Annotated in this window: 19 protein-coding genes; 12 read left to right on the top strand and 7 right to left on the bottom strand. The window is 49.0% G+C overall.

What is annotated here, in order from left to right; all coding sequences use genetic code 11:
• Window positions 1-3: 3 nt before the first annotated feature.
• Genes ACDG22_RS05675 through ACDG22_RS05645 form a run of 7 tightly spaced genes read right to left on the bottom strand, consistent with a single transcriptional unit; the run spans window position 4 to window position 4,347 of the window.
• Entirely contained in the window at window positions 4-492 is a 489-nt protein-coding gene (locus ACDG22_RS05675; RefSeq protein ID WP_117697430.1) for a hypothetical protein, read from the bottom strand.
• A gap of 3 nt (window positions 493-495) precedes the next feature.
• Window positions 496-1,086 (bottom strand): hypothetical protein, encoded by a 591-nt coding sequence (locus tag ACDG22_RS05670; protein ID WP_119958509.1) that lies wholly within the window; start codon window positions 1,084-1,086, stop codon window positions 496-498.
• Window positions 1,083-1,409, bottom strand: a complete 327-nt coding sequence (locus tag ACDG22_RS05665) for a hypothetical protein (protein WP_270668804.1) — start codon at window positions 1,407-1,409, stop codon at window positions 1,083-1,085. Before ACDG22_RS05665 ends, ACDG22_RS05670 begins: the two co-directional genes overlap by 4 nt.
• A complete protein-coding gene (locus ACDG22_RS05660; RefSeq protein ID WP_117911366.1) occupies window positions 1,375-1,851 on the bottom strand; it encodes a hypothetical protein in 477 nt (158 codons plus the stop codon). The genes ACDG22_RS05665 and ACDG22_RS05660 overlap by 35 nt, the downstream gene beginning before the upstream one ends.
• 14 nt (window positions 1,852-1,865) lie before the next feature.
• Entirely contained in the window at window positions 1,866-2,330 is a 465-nt protein-coding gene (locus ACDG22_RS05655) for an N-acetylmuramoyl-L-alanine amidase (protein WP_008778307.1), read from the bottom strand.
• Window positions 2,331-2,335: 5 nt separating this feature from the next.
• Complete coding sequence (locus ACDG22_RS05650) at window positions 2,336-3,376, bottom strand: hypothetical protein (protein WP_005798264.1); 1,041 nt, start codon at window positions 3,374-3,376, stop codon at window positions 2,336-2,338.
• 35 nt (window positions 3,377-3,411) lie between these two features.
• The gene (locus ACDG22_RS05645) at window positions 3,412-4,347 is read right to left on the bottom strand and encodes an HK97 family phage prohead protease (RefSeq protein WP_120490069.1); all 936 of its coding nucleotides are present in this window, start codon (window positions 4,345-4,347) and stop codon (window positions 3,412-3,414) included.
• Between the two features lie 207 nt (window positions 4,348-4,554).
• On the opposite strand from ACDG22_RS05645, the gene ACDG22_RS05640 reads away from it, so the two are divergent.
• From ACDG22_RS05640 to ACDG22_RS05585, 12 genes are all read left to right on the top strand, one after another.
• Entirely contained in the window at window positions 4,555-5,019 is a 465-nt protein-coding gene (locus ACDG22_RS05640; RefSeq protein WP_005798268.1) for a terminase gpP N-terminus-related DNA-binding protein, read from the top strand.
• 7 nt (window positions 5,020-5,026) lie between these two features.
• Window positions 5,027-6,586 (top strand): hypothetical protein, encoded by a 1,560-nt coding sequence (locus ACDG22_RS05635; protein WP_119958506.1) that lies wholly within the window; start codon window positions 5,027-5,029, stop codon window positions 6,584-6,586.
• Window position 6,587: 1 nt separating this feature from the next.
• Window positions 6,588-6,818, top strand: a complete 231-nt coding sequence (locus tag ACDG22_RS05630; protein WP_119958505.1) for a hypothetical protein — start codon at window positions 6,588-6,590, stop codon at window positions 6,816-6,818.
• A 10-nt stretch (window positions 6,819-6,828) separates the two neighbouring features.
• The gene (locus tag ACDG22_RS05625; protein ID WP_119958504.1) at window positions 6,829-7,248 is read left to right on the top strand and encodes a phage protein Gp36 family protein; all 420 of its coding nucleotides are present in this window, start codon (window positions 6,829-6,831) and stop codon (window positions 7,246-7,248) included.
• A gap of 4 nt (window positions 7,249-7,252) precedes the next feature.
• Window positions 7,253-8,563 (top strand): phage portal protein family protein, encoded by a 1,311-nt coding sequence (locus tag ACDG22_RS05620; RefSeq protein WP_120387402.1) that lies wholly within the window; start codon window positions 7,253-7,255, stop codon window positions 8,561-8,563.
• A 689-nt stretch (window positions 8,564-9,252) separates the two neighbouring features.
• Window positions 9,253-10,407, top strand: a complete 1,155-nt coding sequence (locus ACDG22_RS05615) for an LPD3 domain-containing protein (protein ID WP_119958537.1) — start codon at window positions 9,253-9,255, stop codon at window positions 10,405-10,407.
• 97 nt (window positions 10,408-10,504) lie between these two features.
• Window positions 10,505-10,738: a hypothetical protein gene (locus tag ACDG22_RS05610; RefSeq protein ID WP_008782246.1), complete on the top strand. Its 234-nt coding sequence runs from the start codon at window positions 10,505-10,507 to the stop codon at window positions 10,736-10,738.
• A gap of 381 nt (window positions 10,739-11,119) precedes the next feature.
• A complete protein-coding gene (locus tag ACDG22_RS05605; protein WP_120490068.1) occupies window positions 11,120-12,421 on the top strand; it encodes a reverse transcriptase domain-containing protein in 1,302 nt (433 codons plus the stop codon).
• Window positions 12,418-12,903, top strand: coding sequence for a DUF4376 domain-containing protein (locus ACDG22_RS05600; protein ID WP_119958501.1), 486 nt, complete (start codon window positions 12,418-12,420; stop codon window positions 12,901-12,903). The genes ACDG22_RS05605 and ACDG22_RS05600 overlap by 4 nt, the downstream gene beginning before the upstream one ends.
• 199 nt (window positions 12,904-13,102) lie before the next feature.
• Window positions 13,103-13,345: a hypothetical protein gene (locus ACDG22_RS05595; protein WP_032951854.1), complete on the top strand. Its 243-nt coding sequence runs from the start codon at window positions 13,103-13,105 to the stop codon at window positions 13,343-13,345.
• A gap of 71 nt (window positions 13,346-13,416) precedes the next feature.
• Window positions 13,417-14,055 (top strand): thymidylate synthase, encoded by a 639-nt coding sequence (locus ACDG22_RS05590; RefSeq protein WP_119958500.1) that lies wholly within the window; start codon window positions 13,417-13,419, stop codon window positions 14,053-14,055.
• A complete protein-coding gene (locus ACDG22_RS05585; RefSeq protein WP_119958499.1) occupies window positions 14,052-14,891 on the top strand; it encodes a DNA adenine methylase in 840 nt (279 codons plus the stop codon). The genes ACDG22_RS05590 and ACDG22_RS05585 overlap by 4 nt, the downstream gene beginning before the upstream one ends.
• The last annotated feature ends 9 nt before the right edge of the window (window positions 14,892-14,900 follow it).

The following is a 14,900-nucleotide window of genomic DNA, read 5'->3' as shown; positions in this document are numbered from 1 at the left end:
TTCTTAACTCCCCATCCTTGCCTGGCTCAGTCTCGGAGTCATCGGGTTCGCCCGCGCCGCCGAGCTGATAATACGCATAAAATCCTTCGTGCCCATCAGACGCTCGAATGTCCGGAACATAGCCGTCAGATAGCGCCACTCCACAAAGTTCCGAAGCACCCACGCCGTCACCCCGATGCCCACGTGTCGCGACACATAGCCCCGGCACACCGTATAGGCCAGCAAACGGCTCACAGCCTTGCCATGTTCCGCTACAAAGGCCAGTTCCTCGGTCTTGTCCTTCGGCTGCCAGCCGGGCGCAACGCCCATCTTCAGGTATTCCCTCGCCAGCAGAATCTGTCCGCGCAGCCTCGGACGCTTCATCGTCACGCGTACCTCCAACGGACGTTTCAGCCACGGAAGCTTCCACCTTTTAAGAGGAACGGACACGCCGCTGTCCAGCAGCGCATCCGCACACTCCATCTCTATCAGTTGTTCCAGCCGGTCAGCCATACACTATCCCTCCTTGCTTGTAGCCTCCTCACTTTGAACCGAGGCAGCCGCCGCTGCTCCCGCTGCAGGCAGCTTGTGCTCTCCCCACTCTTCGGGCAAGGTTTTCGAGTCAAACACGCCGTAGGGCTGCGAACCGTCCTCCGGCATAGCCACCTCCAACGTACATTCTATCTTGGCCGTTTCCGTAAGCGTCAGCTTACCGCCCAGGTTGCTCAGCAGCGTGCCGTTTGGTATCAGGATGCTCCGTCCGCTCACCAGTTCCAGTTCAAATGGACCTTGCATCAGCAGGGCGGCTTGTGGGGCGGTCCAGCCTATTGGGTTCTTCTTCTCGGTGTCTTCTTTCGCATAGTGCAGCGTACCGCCCAGCATGGCATGCAGGTTCTTGTAGTCCGTCTGGATTACGTTGAATGTGGGGGCGATGCTGCCATTGCTCTGCGGAATGATCAGCACGGGGGCACCCGGTGCCTGTTCCGCCTCAATCTTTGCGGCTTCGGCCTTCTGCCCGTTCAGGTCAAACGAGCCTTTTTCAATATAGCCTATCACGAAGTCATTGTATTTCACGGCACCGATACCGTACATAAAATTCTTGTTCATCGTTTATAAAGTTTGATGGTTAATAACACACCGGCCAATAAGCCGGCCAATACACCTGTCATAAACGTCCGCATCCGGTTCGGAGGGCGTTTTTCTTCTATTTGAACGTCATTCGAAGTTTCGTTCCTGGTCTCGCTCCGGATGCGTGTCAGCTCTTCTTCATACCACAGCACCAGCTGCTGCAGACTGTCGCACGAGGCTTCGGCCACAAGGTTTCCCTTGCCGTCACTGCCTACGGTCAGGTTGGCCTGTCCGCTCTTGCCACGGTACACGGCACCTTCAGGAAGCTTACGGAGGCTGTCCGCCGGTATAGTCAGCTTCACCGAACTCGCCGGTATCCCCGCCATCACCAGTCCCGCCCGTCGACTTCCGCTCACGCTGTCGGCGCTTGCCGTTTCCGTCTGGACTTCCCGGTTCATGCTCTTTCGGTGACTCGCGCAACCTGTCAAGCACAGGGCAATCGTCACGATGAGGACAGTTTCCGGCTGTATCAATAGCTTTTCTAAGACGGGCCATCTCGCGCGTATTGCGGGCCAGTTCTTTCTTTGTTTCACAAAATTCATCTTTTAGAGGTTTTACAATATTTTCCATCAAAATGCGGGTGGCATGTTCGGCGTTATCTATGCGCATGGCCTCTGCACCGGCCTCGGCCTTCATCGCTTCCGCTTTCGCTTTTCTCACAGTAGCCCGCAAGGAGCCAATGGTCGCCACCGTACCAACCAGGCCGCCGCCAAGGATAATGTTCATAAATTCGCTCAAGTCCATACCACCCGGTTTTATTATTGATTAATACCTATTTCTTTCAACCATTCCTGCACATCGAAGCTCGGACAGGCTTTCGCTGCCAGTTCGTTGTGTCCTACAATGCGTACATCAGGGAATTTCCGATGAAAATCCTTCACATACTTCTCCAGTGCCTTTTTCTGGCAGCCGGTGCGGGTGTCTTTCGGGGTCTTACCGTCTTTTTCCACGCCTCCGGCATACACGATGTGACGGCTTACACTGTTATATCCCTTGGCTCCGTTGGTCACTTCCCAAGGGTCCACCTGTGCATCCTCATTGTTTTCTACCAGACGTTCCACGCCTCCGTTCAGGTGGAACAGGTCGGTATAGCCAACCTGCTTCCATCCTCTTCCTCCTTGGGCAACCGGAGAAGTATGCCATTTGCGGATGTCCGCCGATGATACTTCACGCCCCTCCGGGGTTGCCGTACAGTGTATTACCAGATATTTCAACTTTGCCATAATCATCATGCTTGATAGCCGCTCATCATTACCACTCCGGCATCCTCTTTCTTGGGCATGCAGATGAAGTAATGGCGGAAGTTAATCAGGTTACGCTGGTTCAACGGGTCATTCTTTGACTCGGAATAATACATCTTGGTAGAACCTGTTGCCTTGAAAACCCTCTGTTTGTAGAAGGCAAACGAACACGGAAATTCACCGGCTTCTGCCGTTGTACCCAATGCCTTCTTCACTCCGGCTGTAGTATAAAGCGGGTTGTTGCCGTACTCGTAGATTTCAAAGCCGTAAAGGTTACCTACCTTGCCGCTGTTGCGGTCAATATTGTACTGTTCACGGAATGCCTGGCTGGTCAGCAGCAGGTCATTCACATGGTCGGGGCAAAGCACCAGTCTGCGGCCGTCTGACGGTACGCGCAGGTTGTCAAGGGCACGCTTCATTTCCACAAGGTCATTCACGGTAAGGCGCAGACGATTTGTAGCCGGATCTTTCTCGCCGGTAGTCTTAAGCACCGGAGTAGTTTCCGTATTTTTGTTCGCACAAAGCGCATGGGCCGCCTTGGTAAACTTCGCATCATTGATACTGTTGGCATGTCCCTCTTTCACACGGGCGGTCTTGTCATAGCTGATGGCATAAAGCTCATCGTCTGTAATCGGCGTAGCCTTGGTCTGGAATTTGTCCAGCTTGATGGCAATATCCTTGTCTTCCAAAGCCTGCACGTCAATCGGATAGGTTTTATTGTTTATCAAGACATCCGGATCTACACCAACTTCTACCAGGTGAATCACATCGTTATTCACGATACTGCTTTGGTCGGGGATTCCTGACAGCCAGGTTCCTTCCAGTCCGGCACGGAGCACCTTAACAAGTTCCCCTGTCCAGATTTCCGTATAAACCCCTTCACGGAGTATTGAAGTACTTTGCGGGGCCATTCCCATAAAGGCTGCCACCGCATTCATTCCCACAGCTCCGGCCACCGGAGAGAATCCCAATACCGAAGCACACACGACACCTGTCAGCGTATTGAACAGAAGTGCCGTCAAAAGCATTACAATTTTTCCCATTTTCTTCATTTTAAAGGTTTTCAAATTTCACAGGTCATGCCGTATTCAGCCTTGTACAGGCGCTTGTACTCCTCCGGGGTATGCTCGCGCATTTCAAGCAGCGCATCACTCGGGACATCGCTCAGTTTGGCATAGGTGGACGGCTGTGCCTGCTGCTTGCCGCCCTGATAGCTCAATACAGTGGAAATCTTCACCTGGGGCTGCATGGCATCAAGCACATTCTTCAGTTCATCGGCACCGACCTTCTTGCCAAGTTCGATAAACTGTGTCTTCTTGTCTTCTCCCAAACGTTTTTCCACCACTGCCTTTTCCACAAGACCGGTAATACGGGCCAAAGTCAGCTTCCCGTTTTCTTGTTTCAGGGAATCATTCTCTGCCTTGGCTGCTTTCAGTTCATTTAAGGCTCGATTAACATCAGCCTCCGTTGCCGTTTCCGGCAGCCCCAATTGAAGGGCCAAAAGTTTCAGTTCCATTTCTTCTGTTGTTTTTTGGTTATTAATTAGTGGCAAAGGACAATCACCATCCTTTCCCAATGTGATTTGTTTTCCATCCTTCATCAGTACGATGGCATCATCATTGGAACCTACGTCCACCAGTGACACCTCATACAGCTTGCTTTTGGTTATTGTCGGGCTGGTCTGCCCCTGCAGCAAATGTTCGGGCTGGTCACTCAGTTCCAGAATATCTATTCCGGCACTCACCATTCTCAGGCTGCCGAATTCAAACTGTTTCTTGCATCTTTTACTCAGGTCGGTTGCTTCGTCAAACACCAGTTCCCCGGTTACCTCACCATCTTCCACCCGAAGATCCTTCACATAGCCAATCACGTTCCCGCGTTGGTGCATGTACAGCAGTACCGGGTTTCGACAATACTGCTCCACACTCATGCCCGATGTCAGCACACGGCTTCCGTAGCTGTTCAGGCTGTCGTTTGAAATTCTTACACGTTTACTCATTTTTCTCATGCCACGCCTTTATGCATTGGCGCTGCAATATTACAGAGCACTTATCGGGAAGCCAAAAAAGTGTGCAATGGTTGCACACTTCTATGAAACCGTTGCACATTATTTTGGCTGCAAGCTGATAAGCGGACAACTTTGCGAATAAATCGGGCAGGTGCAAGGAACTCCGAAGCCTGCCTTTAACCCTATATTCTTTATTATATGACAAAGGCAGAAATCGAAAAGAAAAAATCTCTTGCACGCTCACTGTTCCTTTCCGGTATGGAGCAGACCGAAATTGCGGAGAAAGTGGACGTGTCACGCGTAACCATTTCAAAATGGTGCACGGCTGACGGATGGAAAGAAGCAAGGGCGGCAAAGAACGTCACCCGGCCGGAACTGGTGAACAAACTCCTGCTCACCATTGATACACTCATTACTCAAGTCAACGAATCAAACGACCCTGCACTTGTAGCCGGTCTCGGGGACAAACTGGCCAAACTTTCGGCGGTGATCGAAAAATTAGACAAGAAGGCCAATGTAGTGGATGTCATTGAAGTGTTCATGGCATTCTCCAAATGGATTGAATACCGTTCAACCATCGACCCGGAAGTGACTCCGGAACTGGTCAGGGCAATCAACAAGTACCAGGATCTGTATATCACCGAACAGATGGGCATAAAATAAAACGGCTATGGCAACAGCAGCGGAAAAGAAACAGGCATACGAACAGTGGAAGGAACACTGTAAAAGAGTGCAGTCCATCACGGATACGGCTTTGCTCGCGGGCGAGACACCGGCACAAAAGGACAGGCGTATTCTGCGGCTGCAGGGTAACTATGCCGCGTTCTGTGAATATTACTTTCCCCACTTCCTCACCTTGCGTGACAAAACCACCGGGGAAGTCATACGCACCATCCACAATGCACCGTTCCACAATGCGGCAGCGGCTAAAGTAAAAGGTACACCCAACCTGAAGGCAGTATTCATGTGGCCGCGTGGCCATGCCAAGTCCACACACATGGACATCTTTGTTCCGCTGTGGCTGATGTTCCAGCCCAAGCGCCTCATCAACTTCATGGTGGTGGTCGGCAAAAGTGAGGACTCAGCCACGCGCCTACTGGGAGATATTCAGGCAGAACTGGAGCATAACCAGCGCATCATTGCCGACTTCGGCAAGCAGCAGGGGAATACCTCCTGGCAGGATGGGGAGTTCAAGGCGGCCAACGGGGTGAAATTCCTGGCTTGCGGACGCGGACAGTCTCCGCGTGGTCTGCGCGACCGGGAAGCACGTCCGGACTACATCGTCATCGATGACTTGGATGACGACGAACTGTGCCGCAATGAGAAACGGGTGCATGACATTACAGACTGGGTAAAAGAAGCCCTTTTTGGTGCACTGGATGTGGGCCGGGGACGCTTTATCATGGTCGGGAACCTCATTTCTAAAAACTCGGTGCTGGCCAATCTCACCAAGACAAAAGGGGTGCATGTATCTGTCATCAAGGCAATAGACAAGAACGGAGAACCGGTATGGCGCGAAAAATGGACGAAAGAAGAGGCGCAGGAATACAGGGATTTTGTAGGCTACCGGGCATGGGAAAAGGAGATGATGCACAACCCCATCGTGGACGGCACTATCTTCCGGGCAGACTGGATTCGTTACAAGAAACTGCCCAGACTGCCCAAGTATGAAATGCTGGTCTGCTATACCGACCCCTCTTTCAAATCGACCACTTCCAACGACTACAAGGCTTGCCGCCTTTGGGGCAAGATTGGGAAGGAACTGCACCTTATAGACTGTTACGTCCGGCAGGATACCGTTTCCGGAATGGTACGGTGGCTTTACGACCTCTACGAGCGTACACGTGATACGGCAGCCGTCCAGTTCTTTATGGAAGCGAACTTCATGCAGGATGTCATTCTGGATGAGTTTGAGGCAGAAGGGAATCTGCGTGGATACCAACTGCCCATCATGCCGGACAAACGAAAGAAACCGGACAAGCTCCAGCGCATCGAAGCGGTGTCACCATTATGGGAACGCGGTTTCGTATTCTACAATGAGAAGTTGAAAGAATCGCCGGATATGCAGACCGGAATCGAACAGACCTTGGCACTGGAGCGTGGCAGCCGTATTCACGATGATGCACCGGATGCCGACGAGGGAGCCATCTGGATGCTGCAGCGCAATTCAAGGCAGGAGAGTTTTCAACCGGTGTTCGGTAAAAGGCCGACCGCCAAAAATATATGGTAACATGATACAGCTGATTAAAAGAATGATTTTTGCATGGCGCTATAAACGTGCCGTTGCCCGTGCTTGCAAGTATGCCAAGCTTTACGGAAGAAAGTACTATGTCCTGTATATGGGCGGCAAACTGAAAGTTGTCCCCAAAAGGAATATCTGCGAACTGATTCACCACCACCGTTTCCGCAAGGGAACCACTATCCGGGATATAGAAAAAATGGCATTGTTCATCACTAAATAAAAGTAAAGTCATGTTCATTACAGAAGAAGATTACAAAGTTGTCATCGGCGACAACGCATTGAAGGTCATCTCTCAGGTAAGCCCCAAAAACCGTGCCGATGCGGAAACGGTGGCTTTGGAGGAAATATCCGGCTATCTGCGTTCGAAATACGACTGTACGGCCATTTTCTCTGCACAGGATGAACAGCGTAACAAGCTCATCGTAACGTACGCCTGCGACATCGCACTCTATCACATGAGCGCGTCAGTTCCGCAGAAAATGGGAAGCGAGGTGCGCAAGGAACGCTACGAGCGTGCAATAAAAATGCTCGAGGGGATACAGGCCGGAAAAATTGTCCCTGATTTGCCTTTGGCTGTCGGAGAAGATGGGCTTCCGTCCGGAAATTCATTTGTTTACAGCTGTCAGAAGCAGCTTCATCATAACTGGTAGGACTATGGATATTAAAGACTTTTTCAGCGGTATGTTTTCCAATAAACCGAAAAACGTACTGCAAACGCCATACGGCAATTTTAATCTGGCCAAGGGGAAAGACATCAAGCGGGTGCAGAAAATGGTCATCGACCTGCAACGCACCACTGATGCACTCACCCGGAAGGACATCAAGAACTGGCGCGATGCCTGGCAGTATGCCATCAATGTGGACAGCCCCAGCCGCCAGCGCCTGTACGACATCTACCGGGACGCGGAAATAGACCTTCACCTCTCCGGGTGTGTGGAGCAGCGCAGAGGTTTTGTCATGGCGCGTTCTTTCAAAATCGTGGATATGAAAGGGGATGAGAACGAAGAAGCGGTTCACTTCTTTGACCAGTCCTGGTTCAAGCAGCTCATGCGCTATGCACTTGATTCAATCTACTGGGGACATTCGCTCATCGAATTGGGCGATCTTTGCACTGACGGCGACGGCTGCATCTGTTATTCGGATGTTAAGCTTATTCCGCGCAAACATGTCATTCCTGAGTACGGACGTGTCATAACCGACCTCGGGCAGGACTGGACTACCGGTATAGATTACCGCCAGCCTCCTTTTTCCGACTGGCTCATTGAGGCAGGCAGGCCCGACGACCTCGGGCTGTATCTCAAGGCAGCTTCACAGACTATCCCCAAAAAAAACATGCTGGCCTTTTGGGACACCTTCGGGGAAATATTCGGAATGCCCATGCGTATAGCACGCACCACTTCGCGCGATCAGAAAGAGATTGACCGTCTCGACCAAATGCTGCGTGAAGCCGGAACCGCCCTCTCCATGGTGGCAGGAATGGAAACCGAAATCGAATTTGTGGAAAGCGGCAAGGGAGATGCATTCAATGTCTATGACAAGCGCATCGATCGGGCCAACTCCGAACTGTCTAAGCTTATCATCGGGCAGACGATGACCATCGAGGACGGAAGCAGCCTCTCACAGTCTGAAACGCACCTTGAAGTGTTCCAGAACCTCGTGGAAAGCGACTGTGATATGCTTCGGGATATAGTGAACAACCAGCTCATTCCGCGAATGGTGCGCCACGGGTTCCCTGTCAAAGGGCTGCGCTTTGATTGGGACTACTCCATTGACTACACACCCGAACAGCAGAAAGCCTACGAAGAAATGGTACTGCAGCACTACAAGGTGAAGCCTCAGTACTTTGAGGAAAAATACGGCATTCCGTGCGAGGAGAAGGAGCAGAAGGAAGAGCCGGACCCGACAGATCCGAAAAAAAAGAAAGACGGCAAACCGGCTGAAACGCTGTCCCGTTTTTTCGACTGAGCCCCGATGATTATTCGGGGCTGCACCAGCGATATTCCCGATTGTTGGAAAACAGGAAGCCCATCCTGCAGGCGGGAAAAACGGAGGACATCGAAAAAATGGCCAAGGAATGGGCTTCAATAATCAAGAACAAAGAAGCCAGAAAAGATGCGGAAGATGCAGCCCGTATTATCCTGGAACATGGCATCAAGCTTCCCAGACTGCTTAAAAAGAAAGGAGGAAAAACTTCCGGAGCAGAATACCGGGCACCCATGTTCGAGGGTGATGACGGTATTCTGTATTTCAACGAACTCCGTGAACGAGACTACAAATCGTACAAGGAAAAGAAAATGCAGTACCGCTCAGGTGCACAGGATAACACATTCCTTCATGAACTCGGTCACCACATCGATGCGCTGCTGGAGCCCAAAGCTTACAGCATGGTAGAGCACCAGTGGAACATGGAAAAGGTGAACAGGGAACTTATCGAAAAGGAACTGTCCAGATATGCCCTGGAGAACCGGGCCGAGTTTGAAGCCGAGCTGATCAGCGCAACACTCAGGGGGAAAACATTCTCCAATGAACTGCTGTCATATTCCAATCTGCATAATCCGGAGCAGAATGAAGGAATTGCAAAAACCTTGCTGCAGTATGCATCCGGAAAAGATATATGCACACCGGTTGACCTGGTACGTGAAAAGTTCGACCGCATGATGAAGGTACTGTTCCGGCAGGAAGGGGCAAGCCTTGAAATAGGTATTCTGGCATCCGAAGAAGCGCAGGATTTTATAGAGACTCATTCTTCTGTCCTGAACGGATCATTCCGGCAGGTGGAAATGTCCGAGGCTATGCGCAAACGGCTGGAGCGCTCCAACTATGTATTCTCCGGGCTGAAGACCTTTCATGAACTGAATGAAGCCTTTCCCTCCTTGTTGGATGAGAACGGCAATAGAAAGACGTTCGAACGCTTTTTGAATGATGTCCGGAAGATCGACGAAACATACAATTCAAACTATCTACGGGCTGAATTTAACTTCGTACAGGCTTCAGCTGAAATGGCGGCCAAATGGGAACGGTTCATGCAGGACGGCGACCGCTATTATCTGCAGTACCGCACGGCCGGGGATGCAAAGGTACGTCCCACCCATGCGGAGATGGCCGGCATTACACTCCCGGCTTCAGACCCGTTCTGGGAAGAATTCTATCCGCCTAACGGATGGGGCTGCCGCTGTTCCGTAGTCCAGGTACGCAAATCCAAGTATCCGACTACGGATCATGAAGAGGCTATGGCAAGAGGAGAGTCAGCTTTGGAACTTGACAAGAAAGGTATGTTCCGGTTCAATGCAGGCATGGAACAAAAGACGATGCCCGACTATAACCCATACACCATCAAACGATGTAAGGATTGCGATATGAGCAACGGAAAGATGGAACTGGTCTTCGTTCCGGAAAATGAATTGTGCGCTGCATGTAAACTGGTTCGGGAATTAGCAAAAACCGATGCAAAACAAACACGTGCAGCAGCCAAGCCATTACAAGGAACTATTATCCGTAATACACATTTTCATCATGATGTGAATATTACAGGTACCTCTATTAGAGAATGGACTAATCAACCGCACAAACATTTCAAAGCCAAAAATCAAATGCTGCTGGACATAAACAATGTGTTTTCAAATGCAGCATACCTTGGCACAACAGATAACCATAAAGGTATCAAACGTGTCGTACAGTCACACATTTTTGAAGTGGAAGTGAGTGGAGAAAAAAATTTGCTGATTGTCCGTGAATATGATTGGGGAGAATATGTGCTGCATAGTATATCGGATAGTCCGGAACTTTACAACAAGATAAAAAAAGAATAGCAAAAGAAGCAATCTTCCGGAACTACAATCCGGCACTGGACTTCTAATGCTATTCCTCACTGCAAATATACAAAACAATTTTCAAAAACAACTCATTATGAACAAAATTATCGAATTTCTCAAACAAAGCAACCGCTATAAGCACCTTATTGGCGGCCTTCTTGTAGGATTTGCCGCCCTCAATCCGTGGACGGCTCTGTATGCATCCATTATCGCTGCCTCCTGTCTGGAACTCAAAGACAAACTGAAAGGAGGACTTTGGGACTGGATAGACTGGTCTCTTACCGTCATCGGCGGCATATTGTCGGCCCTATTTTGGTGGATAGTGTAATGCTTTAGTTCATTTTGCCTGTTAAATCAGTAACTTTGTACCCGGCGGAGCTTCCCGATAGTCCGTGTGGTCTATCGCGGGTACAACAATGCGAACGCGAATGGCGGTGTGTCGAATGCGAATGCGAATAACGATGCTTCGAACACGAATGCGAATGTCGGCTCGCGTCTGGAAATCTAATTAATCGGCGTACAGCACCGGGGACGTGTCCCCAATGCAGTGCCGAGGGAAGCAAGCCACAGCAACAGCACCCATTAGGGTGGAAAGCTGAAAAATCACGCGTCGGGTGGAGTTTGGTAGGCTGTTATCAGTTCGAAGAAGTCAGGCCCGGGGAAAGGAAGGCCCTTATCTTCCGTATTTACAAACCAACAGCAGAACCGTATGCGCAGGGAAGGATACATCATAGAGGAAATCATCGAATACTCCAATATGTCGGAGGCATTCGATGCCGTACTGCGTGGAACCGATCGTAAAGAGTCCACTCAAGGGGAAAAACTGCTTGCCCGTAGGGAGAAGGTTATATCCGAACTTACTGCTGCCATTGAAAATGGTTCGTTTCAACTTGGTGGATACCATGAGACGGAAATCAAAGAGTATGGCAAAAGTCGCATCCTGCAGATTTTATCCATGTATGACCGCATCGCAGTATATGCCGTAATGAACGTGGTGGACCGTCACCTACAGAAACGCTATATCCGGACTACCGGGGCCAGCATTAAACGACGTGGCACTCATGATCTGATGCACTGCATACGTACCGATTTGCAAAAAGACCCGGAGTGCACGCTGTATGCCTACAAGTTTGACATCCGCAGGTTCTACGACAATGTGCGGCAGGATTTTGTGATGTGGTGTTTCCGCAGGGTATTCAAGGATGAAAGGCTGTTGGTGCTGCTGGAGCGGTTCGTGACACTGCTGCCGGAAGGTATCAGCTTTGGACTGCGCAGTTCACAAGGAGCAGGCAACCTGCTTCTGTCTGTATTTTTAGACCACTATCTGAAGGATAGGTACGGGGTTCGTTATTACTACCGCTATTGCGATGACGGACTGGTACTCGGTAAAACGAAAGCGGAATTGTGGAAGATTCGTGATGTTATTCACGGGCAAATGGAGAAAATAGACTTGGAAATTAAGCCGAATGAACGGGTATTCCCTGTAGAAGAAGGCATTGATTTCCTTGGCTATGTTATTCGTCCTGACTATGTGAGATTGCGGAAACGTATCAAGCAGAAGTTTGCCCGGAAGATGCACGAGGTAAAATCGAGAAAAAGACGGCGGGAATTGATTGCCAGTTTCTACGGCATGACGAAACACGCCGACTGTAATAAGTTGTTTAAAAAATTAACAGGCAAAGAAATGAGAAGTTTTAAAGACTTGAATGTCGCTTACAAACCGGAGGACGGCAAGAAGCGATTTCCCGGCGTGGTGATAAGCATCCGGGAACTGGTAAACTTACCGATTGTAGTGAAGGATTTTGAGACCGGTATCAAGACCGAGCAGGGAGAAGACCGCTGTATTGTGGCCATCGAAGTGAACGGCGAGGCAAAGAAATTCTTCACCAACAGCGAGGAAATGAAGAATATTCTCGCACAAGTGAAAGAAATGCCGGATGGCTTTCCGTTTGAAACGACCATCAAGACAGAGACCTTCGGCAAAGGTAGAACCAAATACGTGTTTACATGAGAAGAGTTGAAGGAAGTGCCGGTGTGTCGCTGATGGAATGCACGAACCCGGTTAAAGACAAATGGCGCATCCGCTGGGATGTGCAGGAGAAAGAGAACGGCTCTGCCTCCTACATGGAAGAGGAGTTCAGCCATAAGCCCACTGATGAAGAAATCCGCACATTGGTTATGTCCTGGTATAACAGCCAGACTGATGCAGCTATCCTGTCCGGATTCGTGTATAAGGATGCCCCTGTATGGCTTTCTACAGAAAACCAGTACAACTATAAGGCAGCATACGACTTGGCTGTTCAGACGGGCGGAGAGACCCTTCCAGTTACATTCAAATTCGGTTCGGATGAGCAACCCGAATACCATACCTTTGATAATTTGGATGAATTGAAGGACTTCTATACGAAAGCGGTAAGGTATATCCAAAAGGCTCTGGCTGAAGGCTGGAAGAAGAAGGATAAGTTCAATTTGGAATTATACCGGATTGAATGATTGACAATCCCACGGGGGAGGGATAAAAAAAGCCCCCGGCCTGTTAATTAGTCGTCTCACTTACTTATTAACACCAAAAACGCAGAACCGCGCGACCGGGGGCAAATACCCTCGCTCGCGGTTCTGCGTTTTTTTTAAGATGTACGCATAAAGCGCATAAATAAGTGAGACAGTGCAAATGTACAAAATTTAACTGGATATGAAAGTAATTGAGATACTAAAATTGAACAGGGAGCTTTTAAAAACATGCCATTACATGGGCATACGACCCGATGATGTGCAATATATAGAACTATATAATGAATATAACAAGTTGCATACCAATGGTGAAAAAGTGTCTTATATCGTAGCAACGCTTTCCCTACGATATGGCATCAGTGAACGAAAGGTATATGACCTGATCAGGCGTTTTAAAACCGACTGCAATTTGTGTGCAGTGTAATCAGGACTTCCCAAGATTAAAGGCAAACTCCCCTACCCTACCTTTGTATCGCAATAAACAACATTCATATCATGAACAAATATTATCAAATCTTAGGCAAGGTGCTTTCATCCGGAAAGATGCAAAGCAATAAGAAAGGGAATATCCGCTACCTGCTGAATGAACAGCTGACGCTGCTCCCTGCCGACCTTCTGGATATATTCGAAGGGCATACCATAGCGCGGAAGAAGTTAAAAAACGAGCTACAACTGTTTATGAGAGGCGAGCGCAACGTGGAAAGATACAGAGAGGTCGGCATCAACTGGTGGGACTACTGCGGCTCAATCCTTGTGAACAGCTACCCAACCTATTTTGAAAAACTGCCGCCACTCATCGAACGCATAAACAGGGAAAAAAGGAACAGCAAAAACTATATATTGTTTCTCGGATCTACAGGAACAGAAAGTAACCAGGCTCCATGCCTTAGTCTTGTTCAGTTCCAGATAGAGCAAGGAGAACTGGTCATGACTGCCTATCAGCGAAGCAGTGATGCAAATTTAGGACTGCCGGCAGATATTTATCATTTGTACTTAATATCAAGGCAGATTGAGTTGCCGCTAAAATCCATCACCCTGAATCTGGGGAACGTGCATATTTACGAAAACAACATCGACAAAACAGAACAGCTGCTTGCCGGCAATGAAAATGTAAAATTTGAATTGAACGTATGAGAAAGATGTATCTGTCAGCCCCTCTCCCATTTGTCGGGCAAAAGCGCATGTTCGCCAAGGAGTTCATGAAAGTGCTGGAGCAATATCCGGATGGAACATTGTTTGTTGACCTGTTCGGTGGCTCTGGACTATTATCTCACATTGCCAAATCCCTCAAACCCCACTCTACTGTTATCTATAATGACTTCGATAACTACCGCTTCCGCATGAAGCATATTCCGCAGACAAATCAGTTGCTTGCTGACATTCGCGAAATGGTAGGGAATTCCGTACCACGTCATAAAATCATTAAAGGGGAACTGCGTGAACGAATATTAAGCCGCATCGAGCAGGAAGAGAATACCACCGGATATGTGGATTTCATTACCCTCTCCTCCTCTATCTTGTTTTCCATGAAATACAAACTGTCTGTTCAGGATATGCGGAAGGAAGCTCTGTACAACAATATACGTAAGACCGGCTACCCGGAATGTGCGGACTATCTTGAAGGGTTGGAAATCGTATCTTGCGATTACAAAGAAGTGTTCAACCGGTATAAAGATATTCCTGGGGTAGTATTTCTTGTTGATCCGCCCTATCTGTCCACTGACGTAGGAACCTATAACATGTACTGGAATATGGCCGACTACCTGGATGTGCTGAATGTACTGAAGGGGCATTCATACGTATATTTCACTTCCAACAAATCTTCAATTCTGGAGTTGTGTGAATGGATAGGTAGAAACAGGGATTTGGGTAATCCTTTTGAAAACTGCACAAAGGTGGAATTCAATGCTCACATGAATTACAGCTCTTCTTACACGGATATGATGCTTTACAAGAAAAAAGCCGCCTGATGTCGTTTA

The sequence above is a fragment of the Phocaeicola coprocola genome, assembly GCF_041333015.1.
Lineage (GTDB): Bacteria > Bacteroidota > Bacteroidia > Bacteroidales > Bacteroidaceae > Phocaeicola > Phocaeicola coprocola.
This window is presented reverse-complemented; position numbering and strand designations above follow the sequence as displayed.

Coding starts and splice junctions, on each gene's coding strand:
- ACDG22_RS05595 (WP_032951854.1), top strand. CDS start 13,103: ATGAAAGTAATTGAGATACTAAAATTGAACAGGGAGCTTTTAAAAACA.
- ACDG22_RS05610 (WP_008782246.1), top strand. CDS start 10,505: ATGAACAAAATTATCGAATTTCTCAAACAAAGCAACCGCTATAAGCAC.
- ACDG22_RS05660 (WP_117911366.1), bottom strand. CDS start 1,851: ATGGACTTGAGCGAATTTATGAACATTATCCTTGGCGGCGGCCTGGTT.
- ACDG22_RS05675 (WP_117697430.1), bottom strand. CDS start 492: ATGGCTGACCGGCTGGAACAACTGATAGAGATGGAGTGTGCGGATGCG.
- ACDG22_RS05635 (WP_119958506.1), top strand. CDS start 5,027: ATGGCAACAGCAGCGGAAAAGAAACAGGCATACGAACAGTGGAAGGAA.
- ACDG22_RS05585 (WP_119958499.1), top strand. CDS start 14,052: ATGAGAAAGATGTATCTGTCAGCCCCTCTCCCATTTGTCGGGCAAAAG.
- ACDG22_RS05670 (WP_119958509.1), bottom strand. CDS start 1,086: ATGAACAAGAATTTTATGTACGGTATCGGTGCCGTGAAATACAATGAC.
- ACDG22_RS05620 (WP_120387402.1), top strand. CDS start 7,253: ATGGATATTAAAGACTTTTTCAGCGGTATGTTTTCCAATAAACCGAAA.
- ACDG22_RS05645 (WP_120490069.1), bottom strand. CDS start 4,347: ATGAGTAAACGTGTAAGAATTTCAAACGACAGCCTGAACAGCTACGGA.
- ACDG22_RS05605 (WP_120490068.1), top strand. CDS start 11,120: ATGCGCAGGGAAGGATACATCATAGAGGAAATCATCGAATACTCCAAT.
- ACDG22_RS05600 (WP_119958501.1), top strand. CDS start 12,418: ATGAGAAGAGTTGAAGGAAGTGCCGGTGTGTCGCTGATGGAATGCACG.
- ACDG22_RS05655 (WP_008778307.1), bottom strand. CDS start 2,330: ATGGCAAAGTTGAAATATCTGGTAATACACTGTACGGCAACCCCGGAG.
- ACDG22_RS05650 (WP_005798264.1), bottom strand. CDS start 3,376: ATGCTTTTGACGGCACTTCTGTTCAATACGCTGACAGGTGTCGTGTGT.
- ACDG22_RS05625 (WP_119958504.1), top strand. CDS start 6,829: ATGTTCATTACAGAAGAAGATTACAAAGTTGTCATCGGCGACAACGCA.
- ACDG22_RS05640 (WP_005798268.1), top strand. CDS start 4,555: ATGACAAAGGCAGAAATCGAAAAGAAAAAATCTCTTGCACGCTCACTG.
- ACDG22_RS05615 (WP_119958537.1), top strand. CDS start 9,253: ATGATGAAGGTACTGTTCCGGCAGGAAGGGGCAAGCCTTGAAATAGGT.
- ACDG22_RS05630 (WP_119958505.1), top strand. CDS start 6,588: ATGATACAGCTGATTAAAAGAATGATTTTTGCATGGCGCTATAAACGT.
- ACDG22_RS05590 (WP_119958500.1), top strand. CDS start 13,417: ATGAACAAATATTATCAAATCTTAGGCAAGGTGCTTTCATCCGGAAAG.